The sequence below is a fragment of the Taibaiella sp. KBW10 genome (assembly GCF_003852495.1).
Lineage (GTDB): Bacteria > Bacteroidota > Bacteroidia > Chitinophagales > Chitinophagaceae > Edaphocola.
Genome location: NZ_QAJI01000003.1, coordinates 411121 through 437542 on the forward strand (window position 1 = coordinate 411121; position 26422 = coordinate 437542).

10 protein-coding genes are annotated in these 26422 nt (G+C 43.0%); 6 read left to right on the plus strand and 4 right to left on the minus strand.

The features are described 5' to 3' along the window. Position 1 precedes the first annotated feature (1 nt). From rplW to rpsJ, 4 genes are all read right to left on the minus strand, one after another. A complete protein-coding gene (rplW, locus tag DBR32_RS06165) occupies positions 2–298 on the minus strand; it encodes a 50S ribosomal protein L23 (protein ID WP_124635423.1) in 297 nt (98 codons plus the stop codon). Between the two features lie 68 nt (positions 299–366). Next, positions 367–1005 (minus strand): 50S ribosomal protein L4, encoded by a 639-nt coding sequence (gene rplD, locus DBR32_RS06170; protein ID WP_124635424.1) that lies wholly within the window; start codon positions 1003–1005, stop codon positions 367–369. A 2-nt stretch (positions 1006–1007) separates the two neighbouring features. Then, positions 1008–1625 (minus strand): 50S ribosomal protein L3, encoded by a 618-nt coding sequence (gene rplC / locus DBR32_RS06175; RefSeq protein ID WP_124635425.1) that lies wholly within the window; start codon positions 1623–1625, stop codon positions 1008–1010. A gap of 246 nt (positions 1626–1871) precedes the next feature. Continuing rightward, positions 1872–2177: a 30S ribosomal protein S10 gene (gene rpsJ, locus DBR32_RS06180; protein ID WP_124635426.1), complete on the minus strand. Its 306-nt coding sequence runs from the start codon at positions 2175–2177 to the stop codon at positions 1872–1874. Positions 2178–2467: 290 nt separating this feature from the next. Here rpsJ and DBR32_RS06185 point away from each other — a divergent pair, with 290 nt between their 5' ends. The 6 genes from DBR32_RS06185 (at position 2468) to DBR32_RS06210 (ending at position 26422) form a co-directional block, all read left to right on the plus strand. After that, positions 2468–7051, plus strand: a complete 4584-nt coding sequence (locus DBR32_RS06185) for a T9SS type A sorting domain-containing protein (protein WP_124635427.1) — start codon at positions 2468–2470, stop codon at positions 7049–7051. Positions 7052–7350: 299 nt separating this feature from the next. Beyond that, positions 7351–13248 (plus strand): T9SS type A sorting domain-containing protein, encoded by a 5898-nt coding sequence (locus DBR32_RS06190; RefSeq protein WP_124635428.1) that lies wholly within the window; start codon positions 7351–7353, stop codon positions 13246–13248. A 182-nt stretch (positions 13249–13430) separates the two neighbouring features. After that, on the plus strand, positions 13431–16946 hold the full coding sequence (locus tag DBR32_RS06195; protein ID WP_124635429.1) for a PKD domain-containing protein: 3516 nt from the start codon (positions 13431–13433) through the stop codon (positions 16944–16946). 274 nt (positions 16947–17220) lie between these two features. Next, positions 17221–19875 carry a hypothetical protein gene (locus DBR32_RS06200; protein WP_124635430.1) on the plus strand — a complete coding sequence of 885 codons (2655 nt, stop codon included), beginning with the start codon at positions 17221–17223 and terminating at the stop codon, positions 19873–19875. 37 nt (positions 19876–19912) lie between these two features. Then, positions 19913–20944, plus strand: a complete 1032-nt coding sequence (locus tag DBR32_RS06205) for a hypothetical protein (protein ID WP_124635431.1) — start codon at positions 19913–19915, stop codon at positions 20942–20944. Then, positions 20945–26422 (plus strand): hypothetical protein, encoded by a 5478-nt coding sequence (locus DBR32_RS06210; RefSeq protein ID WP_124635432.1) that lies wholly within the window; start codon positions 20945–20947, stop codon positions 26420–26422.

Consider the following 26422-nt stretch of genomic DNA (forward strand, 5'->3'; position numbering starts at 1 on the left):
CTTAGAATGAAAACAAATCGATTGTCTCACCATCTAAAAGTGTAACTACCGCTTTCTTGTAAGCAGACTTACGTCCTTGTACATATCCGGCTTTTGTGAAACGACTTTTGTTTTTAGCAGGAACAACTATAGTGTTTACTTCTCCAACTTTTACATTGTAGAAATTTTGTACAGCTTCCTTAATTTCCAACTTGTTAGAACGCTTATCCACTACGAAAGTGTAACGGTTTTGTTTTTCCATTTGGCTATTAACCTTTTCGGTAATCACCGGGCGAACCAATACTTCTGAAAGTCTCATTGTTATTGAATTTATTTTTTAGCTGTTGCTAATCAAAAATTAATTTTAATTAATGCGTGACCTGAGTCTTACGCTTCTACCTCTACTGCTACGTCTGTAAATACTTTTGCAGCGCTTTCGGTTAATACTAATGTTTTAGCATTTAAGATGTCATAAGTATTGATATCACTTAAAACACTTGCTTTAACTTTAGGTATGTTACGAACACTTAAGTAGAAGTTTGCATCATAGTCAGCATTTACTAATAACAATTTTTGATCTGCTATTTTCAGGCTGTTCAATAGTGCTAACATTTGTTTTGTGCTTGGCGCATCAATTTTAATGTCTTCTACTACAACGATGCTGTTTTCTTTAGCTTTATATGTCAATGCAGACATTTTAGCCAAATCTTTCACTTTACGGTTCAATTTGAAATCGTATGAGTGAGGTAAAGGACCGTTGATAGTACCACCACCTTTATATAATGGGTTACGGATGTTACCTTTACGAGATCCACCAGTACCTTTTTGACGATGTAACTTACGGCTGGAACCTTTTACTTCCGCACGTGTTTTTGTTTTGTGTGTACCTAAACGACGAGCAGCTAAGTATTGCTTTACAGCTAAATATACTACGTGGTCATTAGGTTCGATATTGAAAATATCTTCTGGTAATTCCACCGAGCGACCGGTTTTTTCACCTTTGCTATTTAATACTTCGATTTGCATGATTATTTCTGAATTAAAACGATGGAACCATTGTGACCCGGAACTGAACCCGCAACTACGATATAGTTTTGTTCAGGAAACACTTTCATTACTTTTAGAGCTTTAACCTTAACACGGTCACCACCCATTTGACCCGCCATTCTCATATTTTTGAATACGCGGCTTGGATAAGAAGATCCACCAATAGAACCCGGTGCACGTTGACGATCATGTTGACCATGTGACGCACCACCTACCCCAGCAAAGCCATGACGTTTTACAACACCTTGGAAACCTTTACCTTTGGTCGTTCCTACAACGCTAACTTTTTCGCCTTCAGCGAAGATGTCGCATGTAATAGTTTCACCTACTTGTTTATCGATAGAGCAATTGCGAATTTCTTTCACTACAGATTTAGGATCTGTGTTTGCTTTTGCGAAGTGATTTAGAAGAGCTTTCGGCGTATTTTTTTCTTTACGTGTACCGTAAGCTATTTGAAGCGACTCGTAACCATCAGTTTCAACGGTTTTCTTTTGTGTAACAACACAAGGGCCGGCTTCGATAATGGTGCAAGCAACTTGCTTTCCATTAGCTTCGAACACACTTGTCATGCCGATTTTTTTGCCAATAATACCTTTCATTTGTTGGAGATAATTATTATTTCGTTATTACAAGAGATCTCTCAATCTCATTTTGTTTTATGTTTTTAATAGCTCAATGGAAAACCAGAACGTTGTCTAGCACCCTTAGTCAAGCGCCCGTTTCAGTTGTTAGTAGCTTCAGCATTTTAAATCTGATGCCCTGATAGGGATTAACCGTTTATTCAGTTATGTATAAAGAACAAAGCTTTCGCTATTAATGTTATTTTTTTTGAAAAAATCAGCAGGTTATGCTTTGATTTCAACTTCTACTCCACTAGGCAGATCTAATTTAGACAATGCATCTACAGTCTTACTGCTTGATGTATAGATATCCAAAAGACGCTTGTGAGTACATAATTGAAACTGCTCTCTTGCCTTTTTATTTACGTGCGGTGAACGCAAAACGGTAAATATTTTCTTGTCAGTTGGCAAAGGAATGGGACCAGTAACTACAGCTCCTGTACCTCTTACCGTCTTAACGATTTTTTCTGCTGACTTATCAACCAAATTATGGTCGTAAGATTTCAATTTAATGCGAATGCGTTGTGACATAATTCAAAAAACTTCCTTTAATATTTGGGAGTGCAAAGGTATAACTATATTTTAAATATCCAAATTTTTTTTAAATAATATTTTATTCTTTTATAAATAAAGCAATATCTCTAACACTCGATAGAAACGGCAAAAGTACATAAAAAACAATCAACCAATTGACATTGTTAATATTATGTAATATATTTATCTCCCAATCTACGAATCCCTACCGCTGCTGTTACAATTGTACTCCTATGAAAAGGAATCTAATTTATTAATCATTTAATAACCCAATTCAAATTCACAGCATGAATGCAAACTTTACCCAAAAAGTACTTGTTTTCCTCTTCCTCCTTTTCGGAATAGGCCGTTCAAGTGCGCAAAGCGTTACCATCAGTACCGCAGCATCCTTTATCAATAATAACGGAACTGGTACGGTAACCTTCAATTTCCAGAATACCAATCCCTATCCGGTTATCATTACAGATGTAGCCGGCGTGACCGGGAGCAGCGGCCTCTTAAACGCCTCTATTTGGTATAAACCGACCCCTATTACTGCCGCTCCGGGACTGATTTCGGTCGCCAACGGATGGACACAGGCCGCCAGCGGTACTTTCACCGGTATAGCCAATTCCTCCACCAGCATTTTACAGCCTATTTTATCAAATATTTCCTTTACCATACCGGCCAATACCACTTATGGAATTGCTGTATTTGCCGATGGGCAACGTTACTTTACGATGTCTGCGGCACAAAACTTTTCCGGTGGCGGTTGCAATTTCCTCATGGGGCCCAGCAGCAGCTATGGCGGAGGAGCGCCTAATACCACAACAGCCCCCACCAATAATCCTAGGGGATGGATTGGCAGCCTGACCTTTAAACCGGCCATATTTGCCAATAACAATGCCGCACTGGCGCAGTTAACATCTCCCCTCAATTTTTGCCAGGGCCTGAAACAGATTAAGGTGAAAGTGCAGAATTCGGGACATAATGTGATCAATACCGTAGCCGTAAACTGGCTCTTAAACGGTGTGGCACAAACGCCGTTTACCGTAACGACTCCGCTTGATACCCTCGGTGGTACGGGCATCAATGAAATAGAAGTCTTATTGGGTACATATACTTTTACCAATGCCTCTGTGCCCTTTAAAGCCTGGACAACCTTACCCAACGGGGTTCCTGATACTGCAAATGGCAATGATACGATTACAAGAGTACTGAAAGCATCGCTCGCCGGAACGTACACCATTAATAATGCGTCGCCAACAGCAGGCACTAACTATAATAATTTTACAGATTTCACAAATGATCTTAGTAACTACGGCATGTGTGGTCCGATTGTAGCCAATGTGGTAGCAGGATCGGGTCCGTATAATGAAATCGTTTCTTTGGGTAACATTTCGGGATCCAGTGCCGCCAACACCCTGCGTATCAATGGTAACGGAGCTACGGTTCAGTTTGCGAATAACATAAACCAAAGACAATTACTGACCTTGACCGGCACCAAATACACTAGGATAGATAGCTTGAAATTTGTAGCCTTAGCCGCCGACTATGGTTGGGGCGCACTGATCACGAACGGTGCTGTATACGATTCAATAACCAGGTGTGTCTTCGACCTCTCTGCTGTAACCACCACCAGCAGTACAAACGCTGCAGGGATTACCTTTACCGCATCAAACAGCTCTCCTACAACTGTGGGAACCTGCGGATCAAACTGTTTTATTGCAAACAACCAGATAAAAGGCACAACCGGTGCCGGGGGAGCCTATTACTGTGTGACCCTTTATGGCGACAATAATAACAACATTATCAGAGGCAATAAAATCGAAAACTTTTATTTCTATGGGATGTATATCTATGAGGGTGCGAACAATATTATCGAGAATAATGACATCAACAGGGCAACGAAAACAAATACCTCTACGTTTTACGGAATATACAGTAGTTGTGCCACTCCTAATGCATTAACAATCAGGAATAATAGAATTCACTCTCCTTATCTGGGTACCGCCGCAAATACAAATAGTTTTTACGGGATTTACAATTTCTTTGACGGAACAGCCACTGCTCCCGTAAAAATCTATAATAATGCGATTTACAACATCACTCAGGGCGGTGTTGTTTATGGGATTTATGGCTCTGCAACCCTGTATAACTTATACTACCACAATACGATAGACATCAGTAAACCGCTTACCGGAACTTCCAGTATGTATGGTATTTATCTAACGGGAGCCAATACAGGAACAGAAGTTAAAAACAACCTGGTTTCGATTACTTCCGGCACCCTTGGTTCTAAATATGGCTTTTATTACAGTGCGCTAAACAGTGTTGTGGCAGCCGCTAAGAATAATTTCTATCTCAATTCAACACAAGCCGGTACTCAGTATTATGGTTTCTATACCACAAACTATACTACGCAAGCAGCCTTCCAAACAGCCTATCCTACATTTGAAGTAGGTTCGCCTGCGGCAAATCCGCAATACCTGCCGCCCGCAACATCAGACTTCATTCCAAATAGCGCCAGCCTGATCGCGGCAGGAACAAATGTACTGACAACCGTGGGCACCGACATTCTGGGCATGCCGAGGACGCCGGTACCGACTATAGGTGCTTTTGAAGTAACACCTTCCGGAAATGATAATATTGGCCCGACAATGGTCACCATCCCAACCGGTAATTACTGCTCCGGTATCCAACCTGTAGCGGTTACGATCAATAATTTCGGGGTGAATAATGTAAATACATTCCAGATAAACTGGCGGATAAACGGTGTATTGCAAACTCCCGTGACCTATATTGGTACCATACTGGTACCGGCAACTGCCCCCAGCGGTTCCAGCTTCGCTACTATTGGCATGGGTACTGTCAACTTAAACGCCGGGGCAAACAGCCTTGTCATATGGACTTCCCAACCAAACGGCACTACCGACGGCCATCCGTCTAATGACACCTTGTATACAACCCTGACGCCATCTGTATTTACGGCGAGTGCAGTTTTAGACACGATATGTAGCAATGGGATGACGCAAGTGAACTTATCTCCGGCTACCGGTTATGCAACGGGTGCCTTAGAATGGCAATATTCTACCAATGGTACTACCTGGACGCCTATTCCGGGTAGTGATGCCCCTAACTATGACGTAACGGGGATCGGTACCGCAACACAATACAGAGCCAGAATCATTACCGGTGGCTCAAACTGCTACTCTACAAGCAAAAATATTCATGTAGCCTATGTAACCCAGCCAACGGTGACTGCTGCAGAAAGATGTGGTCCGGGTGCCCTTACTTTAAATGCTGGTGTAGCCGGTGGCCTGAACCTGAAATGGTATACGAATACAACCAATCCGGTAGCAGTAGGCAATGGCACCAGCTTTACCACCCCATCGCTATCTGCGACCACTACTTATTATGTATCTGCGGCTGCCGGTTCGGGCAACCAGGCAACGGGGAAAGCAACACCGCTATCCACCAGTGGCAATACCGGGTTTAGTGATGTAGGGTTAATGTTTAATGCGATTAGTCCTTTTGTTTTATCGAGTGTCGATGTTTATCCAACAGGTACTGCAGGTACCGGTTCGGTGACAATTGCCCTAAAGAATGCGGCAGGAACGACGCTGCAAACAGCGACGGCCCCTGTTACTGTAACGAGTGCCGGCACATTAAATACCATTCCCTTAAACTTCACCGTTCCCGTTGGTACCGGCCATCGCCTTGTTGTAATGGCAGCCACGGGCGTCAGTTCCTTGATCAGGGAGCTCACAACAGGCTTTACGTATCCTTATACCCTGCCTGGTGTTTCTTCTATCACATCGGCCTACAGCGGTGGTGCCACAGCAAGCTATTATTACTATCTATATAACTGGCAGGTGGTGGTCGGTTGCGAAAGTCCACGCGTGCCCGTTACCGCTACCATACGCGACTTACCTTCCGTTGCTTTAGGCAACGATCTGGATACCTGTATTACGATCGGAAGCACGATTACACTTGATCCGGGCACACAGCCCTCAGGTAGTACTTTCTTATGGGATGACAATACGACCGGTGCTACCCGTAGCATAGGGCAAACCGGAACATATGCGGTCAAGGTAACCAATCAATACAGCTGTTTTGCGCATGATACGATAAACATTATCACCAGAAACAGACCGACGGTTAACCTTGAGGCAAACGGTACTAATTTCTGTATCGGTGGCAGCAAAGTATTAGATGCCGGTCCGGGTGGCGAAAACGGTGGTGATTATTACTGGACAACCGGTGCCACGACCAGAACCATTACCGTGGTAGATCCGGGTACCTATATCGTTTACGTAACCAGCAATCAGGGTTGTCTTACAGTTGATACCGTAGAGATCGTAGAAAGCGGTTATTCTCCTACAACCAATGGTATCCTCGCCTTGGCTACGGGACCAATGGGCTTCAACTTCAATGCAGTGAACGCACAAAATGTGGTAAATTATGAGTGGAATTTTGGTGATAATACACCCGTCAGCAATGCCATAAGCCCAAATCACACGTACGCCGCAGGTGGTGTCTATACCATCAAGCTAAAAACCTTTAGTATATGTGATGACAAACTCGATAGCTCTACCGTATATATTGTGGGTACCGGCCTTAAAGAGCTGACCCAAAATGAAAAATTACTACACATCTATCCTAACCCGAATAATGGTAAAGTCTTATTTATTGAGGCTTTAGCAGGGGTCAAAACAGGAGACATTGTGCTGTACAATACTTTAGGACAATCCGTTTATAAAGCAAGCACTACCCTATCCGGAACTACATACAAATTGGAACTACCCGATTATTTAGCATCCGGTATATACAACCTGTATATACAGACCAATAAAGGTCCCGTGAGCAGGAAACTCGAAATCATAAAATAGTTTCTGGTATTCATTTTATAAAAAAGCATCTGCTACCCTGGCCAGGGTAGCAGATGCTTTTTTATGCGGCTTATTTCCGCTCCTGTTCAATGCCTATGATACATTAGCAATAAGTATCTATCTGAATCTGACCAACTAATGTAAACCTTTAGCTGTCTTTATGAAAACTAGCCCCCAACCCCCTTAAAAAACTACCGCTCATTTGTATTTTTCCAATACAAAGTATATTTGTAAACAACAATGTAAGAGGGTATCGCCGAAAACCTTTATATAAGAGTAGGCAATTTTAAATATTAAATATGGCAAAAGACCTATTCAGACTGCGCAGGCATTTCTGTATTTTACTGCTGCTTTTATCGGTTAGTTTTCAGGTAAAAGTAAGTGCACAGACCCCCATGTACTTTAAAGGTACGGGTACCGGAAGCAATACTATTCCCATGAATAATACGGGTTCTCATTGTCAACAGATATATGAACCTTCTGATTTCAGTGCCCTGCCTATTTCCGGGCTGATCACAAAAATTTATCTGAGAAATGCGGCGGCCGGGGGAACCGGAACATATACCAATTTTTCAGTATCTTTTTTACAAAATACATTAACGACATTTCCTAACACCAATTTTCTGACGGGCTTTACACCGGCACTGTTGGTACCAAGCTTTACGGTAAATGGTAATGCCACTGCCGGCGGCTGGTATGAGGTTCCGCTTACCATCCCTTTTCTGTATGACAATACAAAGACCCTTATTGTAGAGATTAAATACACGGCAAAAACAGGCGGAATGAGCGGACCGACCTCAACGGCCACCGGCAATAAAAGATTGTCTATCATTGCCGCACCAGGGCCGCTCGTGGGCAATCTGGCCACCATCTGGGGTGATTTTGGGATGGATGTAATTCCAAGCGTCCCTTGTACCAATCCTCCGGTAGCAGGTACGACTATTTCTAATGCGCCGGGTGTAAACTGTATCGGCAGCACCGTAAACCTGGGGCTGACCGGCCATGTAACCGGTTCCGGACAAACCTATGAATGGGAGAGTTCTGCAAATAATATCACCTATACCAGCCTTGGCGCACCACAACTAACCACACCATTGACCATCAACATAAGCGCGACCAGATGGTATCGTTGTAAAGTGGTTTGCTCTGGAGGTACTCCGGCTTATTCTACGCCTTTACAAATTTCGGTAGCAGCAGGCCTTGCGGGTACCTATACAATTAACTCAGCCGCGGCTACTGCCGGTACCAACTTCAATAATTTTACCGATGCGGCTACCGCCTTGAACTGTGGCATTACCGCTCCGGTTGTTATTAATGTAGTTGCCGGATCCGGACCCTATAATGAAACAGTTTCTATTGGTAACATCTCAGGAGCAAGTGCCGTCAATACCGTCAGAATAAATGGTAATGGTGCTACTTTGCAATTTAACCCTACAGTAGCTGCCGATGCCAATATCTTCACTTTAAACGGCACACAATACTTTACTTTAAATAACCTGAAAATAAAAACCAACAGCAATACTTTTGGCTGGGGTGTACTCGTGACCGGTGCAGCCGCTCGTGATAGCATTATCAATTGTGATATAGACTTGTCGGCCATTACGGGTACCAGCTCTACTGCTGCCAATGGGATTGTGGTATCGGGTTCTGCAACTTCTCCGACAACGGGTTCTACTGTATCTCATCTGTATATCGGTAACAATACCGTGACGGCGGGCAGTAATGCCGCAGGAGGTGCTTATTATGGCATTGCGGTTTCGGGGCAAAGTACTACCGTTCAAAATGACAGCATTTATGTGGTGGGCAATACCGTGACCAATTTCTATTATTATGGCATCAGGTATGCTCAGGTTAATGGTGGAGCACTGTCTAACAACAACATTCACCGTTCCGCGAAAACGGCCATAGGAGGCACAGCGTATGGCATCTATGCCTATTATTGTAAGGGTATAGAAACAATTGGTAACCGCATCCATGATATGGCAGCTCCGGGTGTAAACTCGACCAGTACCTTCTATGCGATGTATAATTACCATTACAACAATACTGCGGCCACGCCGATCCTTATCGCCAATAATGTTATCTACAACATGGGTAACTATAGCGGCACACAATACTTGTTACAAGCCACAGGGCCTAGTCTGAAGGTATACCATAATACGGTAGATGCCAGCGAGATACAAGGAACAAGCAACAGTGCAATGTATGGTTTGTACATGACGACCAATACGGGGTCGGAAGCTAAAAACAATATCATCAATATTACCGGTGGCAATACGGGTATTAAATATGGCATTTACGTATCCTCAGTAAGCACACCGGCCGATTTGCAAAAGAATAATGTTTATGTAAATTCTACACAGACCGGCGCACAAACACCTTATTACTATGGGGCGGCTTATGCCAGCCTAGCCGCATTCCAGACAGCACAACCCACACAAGAAATAGGTTCTCCGAATATTGATCCTCAATTCCAGTCTCCGGCAACCGGCGATTTTTCGCCTGCCGCTTCCGGTGTGATCAATAGTGGTGTCAATGTACTCAGCAGTGTACCGACAGATATTTCTGGCGTTGCCAGAACCATCACACCCACTATCGGAGCCTTTGAATATGTACCTTCCGGCAATAATGATGCCAAAACGGTAGGTATCCTAAACCCTTCCGGTAATTTCTGTGCCAATACCACTGCTCCTGTAAAAGTGATCATTGGTAATGGTGGTGCTAATAATTTGAATACGGTTCAAATCAACTGGACCGTGAACGGTGTGGCACAGACCCCATTTGCCTATACCGGTACACTCGTACCGCCTACAGCACCTGGTCAAAGCTTGGATACGGTTACCCTTGGTACGATTACTTTTGCTACCGGGATCAACAATCTTGTGATCTGGACCTCTTTACCCAATGGTCTTTCCGATCCGAATCATGCAAATGATACCGCTACGTTTTCCGGACAATCATCTTTACCGGGCAATACCTATACCATCAACAATGCGGCCCCTACAGCGGGTACAAACTTCAATAGTTTTAATGATTTTGCAGATGCCCTTAGTTATGGGATATGTGGCCCGGTCATCGCCAACGTAGTTGCCGGATCCGGACCTTATAACGAAACCGTCTCTATTGGTAATATTGGCGGAGTAAGTGCGGTCAATACCATCAGAATAAACGGTAATGGCGCTACATTGCAATTTAACCCAACCGGAACTTCCGATGCCAATATCTTCACTTTAAACGGCACACAATACTTTACCTTAAATAACCTGAAAATAAAAACCAACAGCAATACTTATGGCTGGGGTATACTCGTGACCGGTGCAGCCGCTCGTGATAGCATCATCAATTGTGATATTGACTTGTCGGCCATTACCGGTACCAGCTCTGCTAATGCCAATGGGATTGTGGTATCGGGTTCTACGACTGCTCCGACAACGGGTTCTAATGTATCTCATCTGTATATTGGTAACAATACCGTTACTGCAGGCAGCAATGCCGCAGGTGGTGGTTATTATGGTATTGCCGTTTCAGGATTAGGTACCTCAACTCAGAATGACAGTATTTATGTGGTGGGCAATACTGTAACCAATTTCTATTATTATGGCATCCGGTATGCTCAGGTTAACGGCGGAAAACTATCCAACAACAACATTCACCGCTCTGCGAAAACAGCCATTGGTGGTACCGCGTACGGGATCTACGCCTATTATTGTAAGGGTATAGAAGCGGTCGGTAACCGCATCCATGATATGGCGGCTCCGGGCGTAAGTTCGACCAGCAGCTTCTATGCGATGTACAATTACCATTTCAACAATACTGCGGCCACGCCGATCCTTATTGCCAACAATATTATCTATAATATGGGTAATTACAGCGGTATACAATACTTGCTACAAGCTACAGGGCCTAGTCTGAAAGTATACCATAATACGGTAGATGCCAGCGCACTGCAAGGAACAAGTACCAGTGCGATGTATGGTCTGTACATGACGACCAATACCGGATCGGAAGCTAAAAATAATATTATCAACATAACCGGTGGTAACAAGGGCATAAAATATGGCATTTATGTATCCTCTGCAACGACACCGGCCGATTTGCAAAAGAATAATGTTTATGTGAATTCTACACAGACCGGTACACAAACACCTTATTATTACGGAGCGGCTTATGCCAGCTTAGCAGCATTCCAGGCGGCACAACCCACACAAGAAATAGGTTCTCCAAATGTAAATCCACAACTCCTGTCTTCCACAACAGGCGATCTGTTGCCTTTAAATCCGGTTTTAATGACTGCCGGTAATAACCTGACGGCAACAGTACCCACAGATATTATAGGGACGGCCAGATCGGCAACACCCACCATCGGTGCTTTCGAATTCGCCCAACAAGGCATCAATAATGCCAGAGCATTTTCTTTCCTGAGTCCTATGGGTAATTTCTGTGCAGGCACGATTCCTGTAGAAGTGATGTTCGGAAATGTAGGAACTAATAATATAAGCTCTTTACAAATAAACTGGCGCGTAAATGGTGTGCTGCAAACACCTTATACTTATAACAGTACCTTAGTTCCTTTAAACAGCCCGACAGGCCAAAGTTTGGACACTATAGTATTGGGTAATGCGACCTTAAATCCGGGTGCGAATAACATCATCGTCTGGACTTCTTTACCAAATGGTGTTGCGGATGCACAACCGGCTAATGATACCATCTCTAAAATAGCCACCACCGCTAATTTCCTGGTGAGCAAAACTAAAGATTCCATCTGTGCCAATGAGTTCTCCATCCTTTCTTTAAGTCCGGGTACGGGCTATAGTGACGGTGCTTTAGCATGGGAATATTCTACTGATGGGACCACCTGGATCACCATACCCAATACGGATACGGTAAATTACGCTGTTACCAATCTTGGGGTGGCCACACAGTATCGGGTCAAGATATTAACCGGAGGGGCAAACTGTATTTCCAATACTGCTACCGTGTTCGTAAAATATGTAAGCCCGCCTGCTGTAACGGCAGCGGAAAGTTGCAGCCCGGCAGCCTTAACCCTCCAGGCGGTACCTAGTACCGGCAATACACTTAAATGGTATGACAATTTAACGACGACCACCGTATTAGCAACAAGCAGCAGTATTACCACACCAATACTTTATGCGACCAAAACCTATTATGTTGTTTCGGTATCTTCCGGCGGATGTGAAAGTGTAAGAACACCTGTAAAGGCCACTATTCATATTTTACCCCCGGTAAATCTGGGCAATGATCTGGATACCTGTATCGCTGTGGCGGGAAGTTTCAACCTGAATCCAGGTACACAACATCCGGGAGCTACTTATTTATGGGATGATAATACGACCGGTGCAGCCAGAACGGTTACCCAATCCGGGATGTATTATGTAACCGTAACCGATACCAATACCTGTTCCAGTGCCGATAGTATTATAGTAAATGTAAGCCTGAGACCAATCGTAGACCTTGAAGCTAACGGTACTAACTTCTGTATCGGTGGCAGCAAAGTATTAGATGCTGGTCCGGGTGGTGAAAACGGTGGTGATTATTACTGGACAACCGGTGCCACGACAAGAACTATTACCGTGGTGGATCCGGGTACCTATATTGTTTACGTAACGACCAATCAGGGTTGTCTTACGGTTGATACCGTAGAGATCGTAGAAACCGGTTACTCTCCTACAACCAATGGTATTCTTGCTTTGGCTACGGGCCCCATGGGCTTCAACTTCAATGCAGTGAACGCACAAAATGTGGTGAATTATGAGTGGGATTTTGGCGACAATACACCGGTCAGCAATGCCGTAAGTCCAAATCACACGTATGCAGCAGGTGGGGTTTACAGCATCAAACTAAGAACCTTTAGTGTATGTGATGACAAACTCGATAGTTCAACCGTATATATTGTGGGTACCGGCCTTAAAGAGCTGACCAAAAATGAAAAATTACTACACATCTATCCTAACCCGAATAATGGTAAAGTCTTATTTATTGAGGCATTAGCAGGGGTCAAAACAGGAGAGATTGTGTTGTACAATACCTTAGGACAAACCGTTTATAAAACAAGCGCTACCCTATCTGGCACTACCTACAAATTGGAGCTACCCGATCATTTAGCATCCGGTATGTATAACTTGTATATACAGACCAACAAAGGTCCGGTGAGCAGGAAACTCGAAATCATTAAATAGTCTCTGGTTCGCTCATTAGTCTTGAAAAGTTCATACAGCACTAATAATAAGTAAGAGAATCAAATCCAACAACGGAGAGCCCATATGGCTCTTCGTTGTTGTTACTACGCTATTGTTAAGCCCTCTTAACAAAGCTTTTATGTTAGAAAAGAACTTTACTTTTGTCCAAATATCCCATAAACATGAAGAAAGAATTTTACCTCTTTTTATGCTGCTTGTTATGCCTGTTCTCTTATAGCACAAGCCATGCGCAAACACCGCTTTCCGGCAGCTATACGATCGACAATAGCCAGGCGACCGGAGGCACAAATTACAATAGCTTTACTGCATTTACCGGCGCGCTCACCACCAATGGCATCTCAGCAACCGTTGTCGCAAATGTGGTACCCGGTACGGCATACAATGACCGTATTGTACTGGGAAATATTACGGGTAGCAGCAGTACCAACAGGATTCGCATTAACGGAAATGGCGCTACGCTACAATATACCAATACGGCTACAGCCAAAGAACTGGTTGTACTGAACGGAAGCAAATATATTACCCTCGACAGCCTGAATTTTGTTGCCCTGTCCGATACCTTCGGATGGGCCGCGCTGATCAACAATAATGCCCAAAGCGATTCCATCACCCGTTGTACCTTTGATATGACACGGGTAAAAGTATATCATCCTCAAAAGACACAGGGTATTAATTTCAGATCGGCTACCCCTAATATCACCACCTGTACAGGATGTTACATTGCAGATAATATCGTAAAAGGCGCTACAGATTCGGGCGGTATTGAGCATGGCGTGTATATTGAATATGGTCAGAACATCACCATCAAGAATAATATCCTGCAGGATTTTTACTTATTCGGCATCTTCTTCAACGGAAATAATAATGTGATTGACCATAATGATATTAATATGGCTCATAAACCAAAGACCCAGGGTTTTTACGGCATATATCTTTCCGGAGGCACTAATAGCATTATCCGAAATAATAAGATACATGATGCTTATGTGGGTACCGGAATCAATAACCAATCTTTCTATGGCATCAGCAATTTTGCTTCTGACACCACAACCTATACGCAGATATACAATAACCTCATCTATAATATTACCGGTGGGGGCAGCGGATTTGGGGAAGTATATGGTATAAAGGTTTTGGAAAACAAGAACATGATCTACCATAACACGATCGACATGCGCCATATGCTTAACGGACTAACCCCTTATGCAGAAGTATTTGGCATAAAGGTGATGGCAAACAATGTGAAAAGTTATGTCAAAAACAATTTGGTGCGTATTGTCCCTCCCGTATCTAGTCCGGGGAGCCGGTCAGGATTCTTTTACCGGTACAAATCCAGTATTGCAGAAGCCCGCAAGAACAATTATTATGTCAACAACGGCTATTTTGGCCAATGTGCACTTACCAATCCGGGAGCGCCTTCCGGCTATAACAGGGTTAATTTTCAATTAAACTTTCCCGGCCTGGAAACGGGAAGTACGGATCTGGACCCTCAATTCAACAATGCCAATAACAACGATTTCAGACCAACCAATCCACTATTGGCCAATACAGGTGAAAACCTGAGCAGCGCAGTGGCAACTGATATGAACGGTAACCCCAGAACGGCAACTCCTACCCTCGGGGCACTGGAATGGACCTCTGCTTCTTTACCCAATAATGGTGCGATAAAAGCGATAACAACGCGCTCTACGCTACGCTGCCCGGGCAATTATGGTATTCGTGTGGCTTTACAAAACGAAGGAACTAATACCATTGATTCTTTACAATTCAACTGGCAGCTTAATGGTGTGACACAAACACCGGTTTCTTTCCAAACCCATATGGTCACCGCTTCCAGCTCATTAGTACAAAGCAGAGACACTTTAGTACTCCCTTCCGTAGCCCTCAATGGTGCTACGACCATCAAAATCTGGATCAACACCACTAATGGCGTGGCCGATATTGACCATACCAATGATACCTTACAAGCAACCTTTAGCACGACCACCTTTACAAACACCAGCCTTAACGATACCATTTGCAGTGCACAGTCCGCCATACTCACGCTGGCACCGGCTACCGGATACAAAGTAAGTGATACCCTGCAATGGCAACAGTCAACAGACAATATCAGTTGGACGGATATTTCCGGCGCACAGCAAGTCAATTACCTCTCCCCTTCTTTAAGCAGCAATACCTGGTACAGAACTAAAATAAAAACAGAAAATGTAACCTGCTATACAAATGTAGCGGCGATTCATATTAATAATCCTGGCATCCTGTCAGTAGCGAATGATTCAATTTGCGGGCCCGGAACCTTAACCTTACAGGCTATACCAAATCCCGGTGCGTACGTGCACTGGTATAGCAATCCTACAACCAACACTTTGTTGCATACGGGCAATAGCTTTACAACGCCTTATCTGAATAATACCACAAGCTATTATGTAAGTGGTGCTTCACAAAGTGGCGCCAGTTTCGACTCTGCGGGCTTACATAATTTTACCTCGATTCAAAACTATGCTAATATCCCGGATTGGGGCCTGACCTTTGATGCAACCAGTCCGTTCACTTTAGAAAGTGTAGACGTCTTTGGATACCATGCTTTTGCAGATACCAGTTTGGGACAAATAACCATTGCCCTGAAGGATGCAAATGGTATTGTATTACAATCGGTCAATAGTGCTGTAATCGGAAATAACCTTACCCTTAGGAATACAATACCCCTTAATTTTAATATCCCTGCAGGACAAAACTATCGTTTAGTAGTCCAGAATATTGTACCGAATGCCTTTAAGCTTATGGGGGACCCCAACTATAATAATTTCCCGCTCCCCATTCCTAATGTCGGGTTGATTAAAAGTGGCTATGCCGCCAGTACTACCCCTTCGAATAATTATAATTATTTATATAAATGGAAAATCAAAAGCGGTTGTGAAGGCGCAAGGCAATTGGTTTCTGCAATAATACTTCCTGTACCGGTGCTCAACCTTGGCAATGACACCATCATTTGTGCCAGCGAAGCGCTGACATTAGATGCCGCCAATGCAGGCAGTACTTACAACTGGAATACCGCTGCCAATACCCAAACCATTAATACAACGGATTCGGGCACCTATAGTGTCTTGGTCACCAATACCAGCAATTGTACGGTCAGCGATAGTATCCATATCGGTTTTGTGGCTCCGCCTTCTATTAATGCGATCACTTACCAAAATGGGGCACCAGCGGGCACGATCAATTTCGGCACTGCCAACCCACAAGGCATCAATACTTATCACTGGGATTTCGGAGACGGCAATACCTCTTCGGATCCGGCGCCAACACATATGTACACGGCCAATGGTAACTATTTGGTAAACCTCAGGATGATTAATAATTGTGATACGGCAGACAGCTCAGTGACCATAACGGTTACCCTGCCCAGCAGCATTAATCATGTAGGAACAGATAAAGCAACCATTATTGTGTATCCTAACCCTGCGGCAAAAAACCTGATCATCGAAAACAAGACCTCTGGAGTTAACATGGAATATGTGGTGGTCTACAATAGCATCGGACAAAAAGTATATGCTTCTGAGCCAATCAAGGGCAATACACATCACCTCTCCGTTGAAGCCCTTGCATCCGGAACTTATTTTATGCAAGTACACACATCCGCGGGTATCAGCTATAGAAAGTTTAGCGTGCTCCGGTAATTTTATTTAATCTTCTTCTTATCGCAAAGGCAGTTCTTTATGAACTGCCTTTTGTCATACAAGTATATATTGATATTAATCAATCTTCTAGCAGTATATTTTACCATTCTTATTTAGATAAACTGGGTTACTTTTTGCCCGTTCTATGCATAAATAGTACACTGTTCTAAAATTGCCGGCGCTTACCGAAGGATGAGGCATTTTGCCGAATTTATAATAACTTTTGTAAGTAAATCACTATTTTGCAGTACGCTAGACCAAGTAAAATAATATTATGAATTACTATATTCTACCAATTATCATAAATGATAGAAGAGAAGTTACCTTACAATTGCAAGGACAGGACAGAACTACCGAAAACAGGTACATTGTAGAGGTTCCGGAAAATGTTCATTTCAACCTGTTCAGCATGCTGAAAGATGCTGATATCCGCACGTTTATTCCCGGTACAAGCGATATTACGATCGGAAGCCTGAGTCCCAGTTATATTTTAGAGGGACAAACCTTAACCATCAGTCTAAAAGTAAAGCCTGCCCCAGTAGCAGCAGCGCCTCAGGAACCGGAAAACAAAGAGGCAGCCCCGGCAGCCCTTACCTATGATGACCTGGACACTTATAAACCGGAAGTAAAAAAGGCAGCCCCGCAATTTTTTGATGCGCCGGTACAATCCGAAACCAGTAATATCGGTTATTATGGCGACTGTATCGCCATCACGGCCAACAACTATAGCAACGGTGCATTTAATGTATTGGGCAATATCGGCAACAGATTAGAGACGATACATAACAGTACCTTTCCCGATCTGAAGATCATCGTTACACTGGAAGTAGGAGATCAGATCTACACCAGTAGTTTTATCCTCTCCTTTGCCCATCCCGATCAATTTTTGGGTATGGCACTGGACTTTGGTTCCGAATCCAGCCAATTGGCGGTTAAGCGCTACCAAAGCGGCTTTGGCTATCAGGAAAAGAAACCAGAACATGAAAACCTGTTCCGGAATATTTATGCATTTCACAAAGCGAAAGGGTGGATTAGTAAGGAAGATAACTCCTCTTACTATCAGGAAGAAGAAAATACAAATTTCTATAAATCCATTTTCTTCCTGAAAGAAGACCTTACAGGAGACTATGAGGATATAGAAAAAGAACTCTTTATCCAAAACATGCCGGAAAACCTGAAGATGATGGTGAATAGTTCGAGCAGAGACAGCGGTTTTGTAACCTTGACGGAGAACCGTTTTCACCAATTACCCAATCTTAAGATTACCCATAAATATGTAGATGTATTCAGCCGGCTTAATTTCAACATCAACAAAGAAGGTTATGACATTAATGTGAACCTGGGCGAGGTAAAAAACAAAACCTATAACAGCATTCTAAATGTCATTATCGAGTCTTTCTTAAAGAAGGAGTTTATTAAATATAGTACGGCACAAAGGAAGATCCGCTTTATCCTGTTGGTACCGAATATCTACGATTATGCAGATATACGGCACACTCAACAATTGCTGCATAAGATCTTTAACGATTTTGCCCAGCATGAATATAAAGATAAGATCCTGGCATGGGAAATCCTGACTATTTCGGAAAGTGATGCCTCATTCCTCGGATATATCAATAAAAATGATGTGCACGTGCAGAAAGACAGTGATTACATCATTGTAGATGCGGGTAAAGGCACTACCGATTTTTCGGTCATCAGAACAGGGAAGGACAACCTGTTTAACATCAAACCGACCTACAGAAATGGTTTTGCAGGTGCAGGGAACATGATCACCTTCGCTATTTTTGAGACAGTCTTACACTACATCCGGGCAAATGCCGACAACCAGCACACGGCTTTTAAATTCATTAAGGAGCAGGTATTGCGCAACCTTACGGACAGCAACCTGGAGATTAAAAACAGGTTGTACAAAGAGCTGGAACGCTTAAAGTATAATTATAATGACAACAACGGCTATGCACTGAACCAATGGACCAATGCCCGTTCCGGAGATTTCAATTTCCGTAATATCACTGAAGCGGGTTCTGACATCAATACCCTTATTGACCTGCTGGCACAAATAGAAAACATCAGCGATTTCTACGGCTATGTAGAAGAAACCTGCAAATTGATTGCGCAGCGCGTCGTGAGTAACCTTAAGATGATTAAAGACAATAAAGAAGACTTTAACTGCGGCGGCATTGTGCTTACCGGCCGCGGGTTTTTATTCAAACCCCTGGAGCGGGAACTCAGAGCCTGTATCCAGACACAATTACAGCTTTCTGAAAACTGGGTGCATACTTTAAGTGGTACGGAGTTAAAAGATGTCTGCATTAAAGGGGTCTTTAATAATACGGTTCGCCTGAATACAGAGCGCATCGGCTACCCCATACAGATTATCGTAATGGATAGGCCCAAATCTACTCCAGAAGCCAAAGCAGAGGCGACAGAAGACAAGAAAAAGACCAGCTTTGGAAACCGTCTGATCAACATCTTCTTTAATGAGCTTAATGATATAGAAAATGCGAAAGCTGTATTGACTACGGAAAAAGCAATTACCTATAATTCCTTATACAAAAGCCAGATCCTGATCGGTGCCAAGCGCTTTAAAGTATCCAGCAGCAGCATCTACGACAATCAGCACGAAGCGGTAGATGCCGATATCATTTTCACACCGCAGGGATACCTGGTGCGTCAATTGGAACATAATGTGGTGAAACATATTCTTACTTTATCAGAGATCTTTGATCATGATAAAGTAGAGATGAATATGGTGGTACCCTCTTTATTCCCGAATTATATCGACGAACAATATATATACAGTATCCGCAGGGATGATATCAGAAAGGCCCCGATTATGCCGCCACCGCCTTTTTCAGGGCAAGGGCCAAACCCAAGTACTTATACGGTCACTCCGAATAAGCCAAAAGGCCCTCAGTATTTTTAATCTTATCGCCAACATTCATTCTTATTATTCTGTTTATATGAAAAAAATAATTTTCGTCTTATCCATACTGAGCTTAAGCCTGACAGGGATTGCCCAAAGTGCTATTGATGCCCAAAAAGGGCTGATGAGCATCCCGGGTTACAGTGGCAATGCCGCCGTAATCGTAAAAAGGGATACGGTAAAAATCCAGAAGGATGAGCATGCTAAAGAATTCAAATTAGTCCATCATGGCAATACCATAAGCCTGGCCAATCCGGAAGACAGTAGCCAGGTTTATAATATCCTGGACATTAGTCCCGCCCAGCTTGCCGAGGCCCTCAAAGACAATGCCGGCAAAACGACCGTAGATAAATTGTTGGATATAGCCGGCAAAATGCGCGATGGAAAGCTGGTGATTAAAAAAGAGGGTACGCTTAATACCACGGACACTACTGTGGAAGAAGGCGCGCAACCGGCCATAGCGGTTACGGAAACCCAAAGCAATAACTGGCTGATTCCGGCTATTTGCGGACTTGCCGCACTCATCATCGGCTTTGTGATTGGCAAGAGCATGAGTGGCAAAAAAGAATTGATCGCACCAGTGATTGATCCGATACCCGCTGCCCTGCCCGATACACCGGCACCGGCAAGTGAGAGTGTACAAAAACTAAAAGCTGATAATAAAGAGCTGAAAGAAAAAAATAAGCTGATCACAGAGAAAACACAGGCTCTTATTTCGGGAGACGAATTGTATTATAACCAGGTCTTTAATAAAATTATCCTGCCTTTACAGGAAGCCATTGATTCGGGCAATGAAGCGGCCATCGTCAAACAGCTCAACCTTGCGGCGGCACACTTTTCCAGCATTACCAGAACCAAGATCCGGAAAAAATTAAAGTATGATGATGCCAATATCCAACTGGTGACGGGCAATCCATCTTTTACCAATGAATTTACTGCAATAGATGGCAACACACCCATCGATAAAATACCAAGCAATGTACGTACCCTTATCCAAATCTTAAAAAAGAACGGGGTTACAGAACTGGATGACACGATCATTCAAGGTTATAAATTAAAGCATATCTAGATGAAAAAAATATTGTTCTTTGGTATACCGGCGGCGACAATCATCGGTCTTAACATTGCTTATGGCAGTGTGCTCAGCTGGTTTTTGAGCATTACGATCATTGCCTGTCTCTTATTTTATGTAACGAAACTGGGCCTGGAAAATATCATTAACACCAAACTGCAACAATATCAGCAAGGGGATCCGAGGATCGGCAAAATGGTATCGTTCAATAATAAATGGAAAAGCATCCTCAATTTCGGATTGCTTACCGTGGTCTTCCTCTCCGGGGTGTTTGCTGTTTATTTTACTATGAATCCGCAAAGCGACCGTGCATGGTTTTCCAATAATGAGTACCATGGTTTGAGTAATACGGGTATCGCCTTTAATAAGAGTTTAAACGTTTACCCGATTCTACAGGACAGTGCCAGTCAAAATGCCAAAATCACTTTTGCGGCCAGCGGAAATAACCAGGCAAACATCACCTTTTCTCAGTTTTATCAACCCGTTATTCAGGTAAACGAAGAGGGAGAAGGCCGCCTGCTGAATAATATCTTTGCGCAAAATATCACGGATCATTTCACCATCAAGAATGCACAAAACAGCATTCAGGTTCAGGTAAAAGAAACTCAATATAATTTCTTCCAGAAATTGTTCGGCGCACCCGATGGCGAAACGGAGTATATCATTACCCTGCAGAGTAATGATAGAGAGCTATTGGATCAATATAACCTTGTGGCGCCCTATACCGACAAGATAACCATCAAGGACAATCCGCTGCAAAAAGGAATGGCCTTGTTTGACCTTTTCTTAGATGCCAAAAATATACAATCGGGCAAAGCGGAAAGCTACCAGGTACTGGAGTCAATCTTACTGGAGCTGGGCAATACGTATTTGTTGGCCGATTATGACAACAAACAAAAAGCCCTGAAAATATTTCCCGATAACAGCTTTTTTGATAATGGTTACCAATTGTGGGTCAATGGACAGGCGGTTGTTGCCAAAACGACGAATACCACTTCCATTCCCCTGAACGAACAGTTCTATATAGGCTTTAATAATAGCAAGAAGCGCTTACATATCGGATCGATCAACAACACCGATTATGCCATAGATGCGCAGCATAACATGGCGCTGCTTTTCGATTATCCCAATACCTATATGCTTAAAAGTCCTGGGGTGCAGTCCCGGGGTGATAAAAATATCCGTTTTATCACCAATGACTTTGATCGCATTATTGCCGATAATTTGAAAGAAGGTTTTTATTTCACAACCTACAATTTAAAAGTAACACAAAGCATCGATGGTAATGTAGACTACATTACCGGCGGTGCCAATACCCCGCTGGCTATTGCCGTAACGGACAATAACAATAAGGGTAAGCATCATAAGATCGAGAACCAGAAGTTCAGCCTTCGTAGCGAGGATAACTCGGTACAATACCTGTTTGACCTCAGAGATTTCTCTAAAAATGGTTTTAGCCCCGACAATACGGTATTATACTTAGGCATTATCTACATCGCCTTTGTCGTGCTGAGTGTATTTTTTTCCGGAAAAAAGATAGACCGTTTAGAGCCTATCATATTATCGGTTATTTTTGTGCTGACCGCCCTGCGCTTTATCTTATACTGGCGTGTTGCCACCTTCCCGCCACTGGATAATATTACCAAGTATGAGCTGGAAAATACCCTGATCAATTTTGACTTCAATATGGGCACGATGCTGCCTGTACCGCTTACCCTCGTATGGGTATTGCTCTTTGTACTGGTCATTATTATATACCGGAGTATCCTGAATAAAAAAGGAGACTTCAGCATTGCCCAATACCTGAAATTGAATACCGGAAATGTAGCCAAAATCAATAAAAGCTATATCCTGTTTATTGCCGCATGCCTGGTCTTATTTTACATCAATAAAAAGATCATTCATATCGAGATTTTCACCCGGATCATTTCCATTTTGGTACCGCTGTTGGGTTACTGGTATTTCTCAAAGATCAGCAATCAGTATTTCGAATACAAACCACTGGATATACAAGGCGAAAAGTCGAAATTAAAAATACAGTTCAAAGCCTATTTCTATTATTTATTCAATAATCCCACCTTCCTGATTACGGCATCGACGATCTTATTCTTTGCCATTTGCGACCGGGGTTTTGCAATCTTATTTACACTTTTCATCTTACTGAAAAACATCTTTGTCAACTTCCTCAAAAAACCGCTGGATCGTAGTAACAACAGTGTAAAACGGATGTTGTACAAACCCAATAATTACTGGATATACGGATTCACAGCTTTAGTCGTGTACCTCACGACCTTATCCTTTAAATCACTATTTTATTACCTGCTGACGTATAAACTACTGGTGATCCTGGTCGTCCTGATCCTGGCGGTATTGATCGTGTATGTCTTATACCCCAGAAATAGTAAGCTGCTCAAGATCAGCACCGGCGTATTGGCCTTATGGGCCATCCTGATTGCCATTCCGTTTACCCGCACACGGGTAGACCATCAGTTAAATGATGTGGTCAAACATGTGCAGTACCGGGCATCTATCATTCATCAGCCGATTAGCGAATTACTACAGGAAAACGAATACACTTCTTTTAAGACCCGTAAGATTATCGAGACGGCCGAGAACCAGTGGTTCATCAATTCCTACATCAGTAAACCATACGACAAAAGCCATACCATCAACCTAAGGCCACACTCCCGCGTGGGTGTTGACTATCCTACACAGACAAGAGATGTGGTGATTGCCCGTTATGTGATCAGCGAGTTGGGCGACTTCATGATGTACCTGATCCTGATCTTGATCCTGCTGCCGATGATCCTGTACCTGATTTCCTATAAAGTACATATGGTGCCCACGAGCCAGTCGACACAAAAGGACCTGGCTAGTTATGCCGGATTGATTCCGCTTATTTTATTGTTTACCATTGCCTTGTTTGTATGGTTAACCGCAACCAACAGATTTGTGTTTTTCGGACAGGATTTTCCATTCCTGAGCCTGACCAGCAGGGTTTCGGTAATCCTTCCCCTGCTCTTACTGGGGCTTACCTTGGTGCAAACCCCAACCTTGCAGCATTCGTTTAATATTAAGTTGCAAAACAATGCAATCAAGTATTTATTCTTTGTGGGCTTAATTGCGGCTTTTGCGCTGACTACGGTAAAGAAAAATGAGTTGAACAATAAAAACTTCTCGATTACGCTGGACAAAACGCAAAAGCATATTGATGTAGACCTGAATGGATTATTGTCTACGATACAAGATAGCCTGGACAATAAACGCATTAAAACAAATTATGCACAACTGATCAGCATACTGGGTAAAGATGAGCGGTTTACCCATCTGAAAAATGATGTGGTTACTGATCCTTACACCAGGAGTATCCTGAACAACCTGATTGACAAACCCTCTACTGCATTTGAACTCAATAACCCGCTATTTATCATTTTTGATAATGAACGGTATAATGCAGTGTACAATAAAAACATGTACCTAGAATTGCCTCCGATAGAAAGCAGGAAAATATGGAACGGAAATGTAAGTGAATCCCTATTCTTCAACGATGTATCTACTGCTTTGGTGACGTATAACAATCAGGCTAAAAATGTAAACCTGCCTTATTTCATAAATGACCCCAGCAGCAGTATACAGTTTGCACTGATGCCGGGCAATTGGTTTGCACATACCAATCAGGAAAATGTGGGGATTATCAATGTGAATAACAGCAGCAAAGGGCAGTCGCATATTTTTGTTTATAAAAACGTAGAAAAAAACATTGAACAAAATGCTACTTCATTTGTGAGCACCCTGAACAATGAAGACCTGGCTACTGTTTTTAATAAAGACCAGTCCTTTACCTTAGGCTTCCGGAATGCCGGCAACCGTTATGCACTGAATAAATGGATCAACGGAGAATACAAAATCGTATATCCGCTTAAAGAAAATAATTTCTGGATTTATAACTTTGCCAACGCCCTGAAAACAGCCTACAGCAACGAATTAGAGCTAAATAAAGATGTACGCATTACGATGGATTATGAGTTGTCCAAAAATGTACAGCAAACCATCAACAGTGCCGGCAAAGGCATCGCCGATAAAAACAAGAAATATAACTTTAGTGTTATTGCGGCAGACGGCGACGGTAATGTACGCCTGATGGCAGACTATGTAACCAACCGTAAGGTACTGGATCCGAATAATGATGCGGCTATATATGCCTTACAACGCCAGCAGTTCTTTTACAGCAATGCAAAGAACGAAAGAGACCAATGGGGTAACCGCAACCTGTTGAACCTGTTCCTCGGGCCTGGCTCTTCGATAAAACCTTTAACCACCAGCCTGATTGCCTCGCAGGTGAATGCCGGATGGGAACGCCTGATCATGCATCCTGCAGGGGTACCGGAACTGGACAACTATGCCGGGCTAAAACTGGTAAAACCCTGGAAAAACGATGATCACTATTACGGAGATGTGGGCTTAGCCAAATTCCTGGAATTTTCCAGTAACTATTACCAATCCGTGATGATGTTCCTCGGCTCATATAGCAGAGACTATTACCTTAAAGAAGGCAAGTATAGCCTCGCCAACGTGTTAAGCACCAATGCCGGTGCTAATAACAGTTTTCCGAAATTATCTTTTAACGGCGTGAATTATAACCTGCCCAATTTCAATGCCCGCAAAGGCAACTGGCCGGCAACAGATAAAGGTAAGACCAATAAAACCTATTTCGGAAATGAAAACTCCCTGATTGCGATCGGTATGGAACAAAATGCCAATTTGAGAACCAAGGATAAAGAGAAAAACGACCAGCAGCTCACCAGTATAGACCGGGTCAATTATGTAGATTCGGGCTTATATAATGTATTGGATAAAAACCGCAGCGGAGGTTATTTATGGAGCTTCCCCGAACAGTCTTATTATTTGCAGTCGGAGCGTGCTTTTGAAGAGATCCAGCAGAACTTTAATCTAGGTTTAAAAACAGCAACGCTGGGTGGCTATCCTTATCGCTTAACACCGTTCATGATGTTACAGATGTACTTGTCGATGTTTTCACAGAATCGGAATTTCCATCTGGGCATTACCAAACAGCAATTACCCAAATGGGACTGGCAGGTCGATTCTACCTGGAAAGGCGATGGCAATTTCAGGACCTTTATGGCTTATAATATCTTCCAGGGCATGAGCGATGTGATCGGCGGTGCTAATGGTACCGGTAAAAGGCTTGCAGCTATAAAAGCACAATACAGCAATTATCATTTCTATGCCAAAACGGGTACCATCAATGAGCAGACCTCCAAGGGGAAGAGTTCCAGAAGATTGGTCGTAGTCGTTTCAGACAAAGACATTACCGCTGCAGCCAATATCGGAAACGCAAAACTGTATGCCTGGTATTTTGCCGTGGACAATACCGGTGACTTTGACTGGAATGTCGTAAACGGCATCATCACGCAATGTATGGAATCCCAATCATTCAAATATTATTTCAAATAG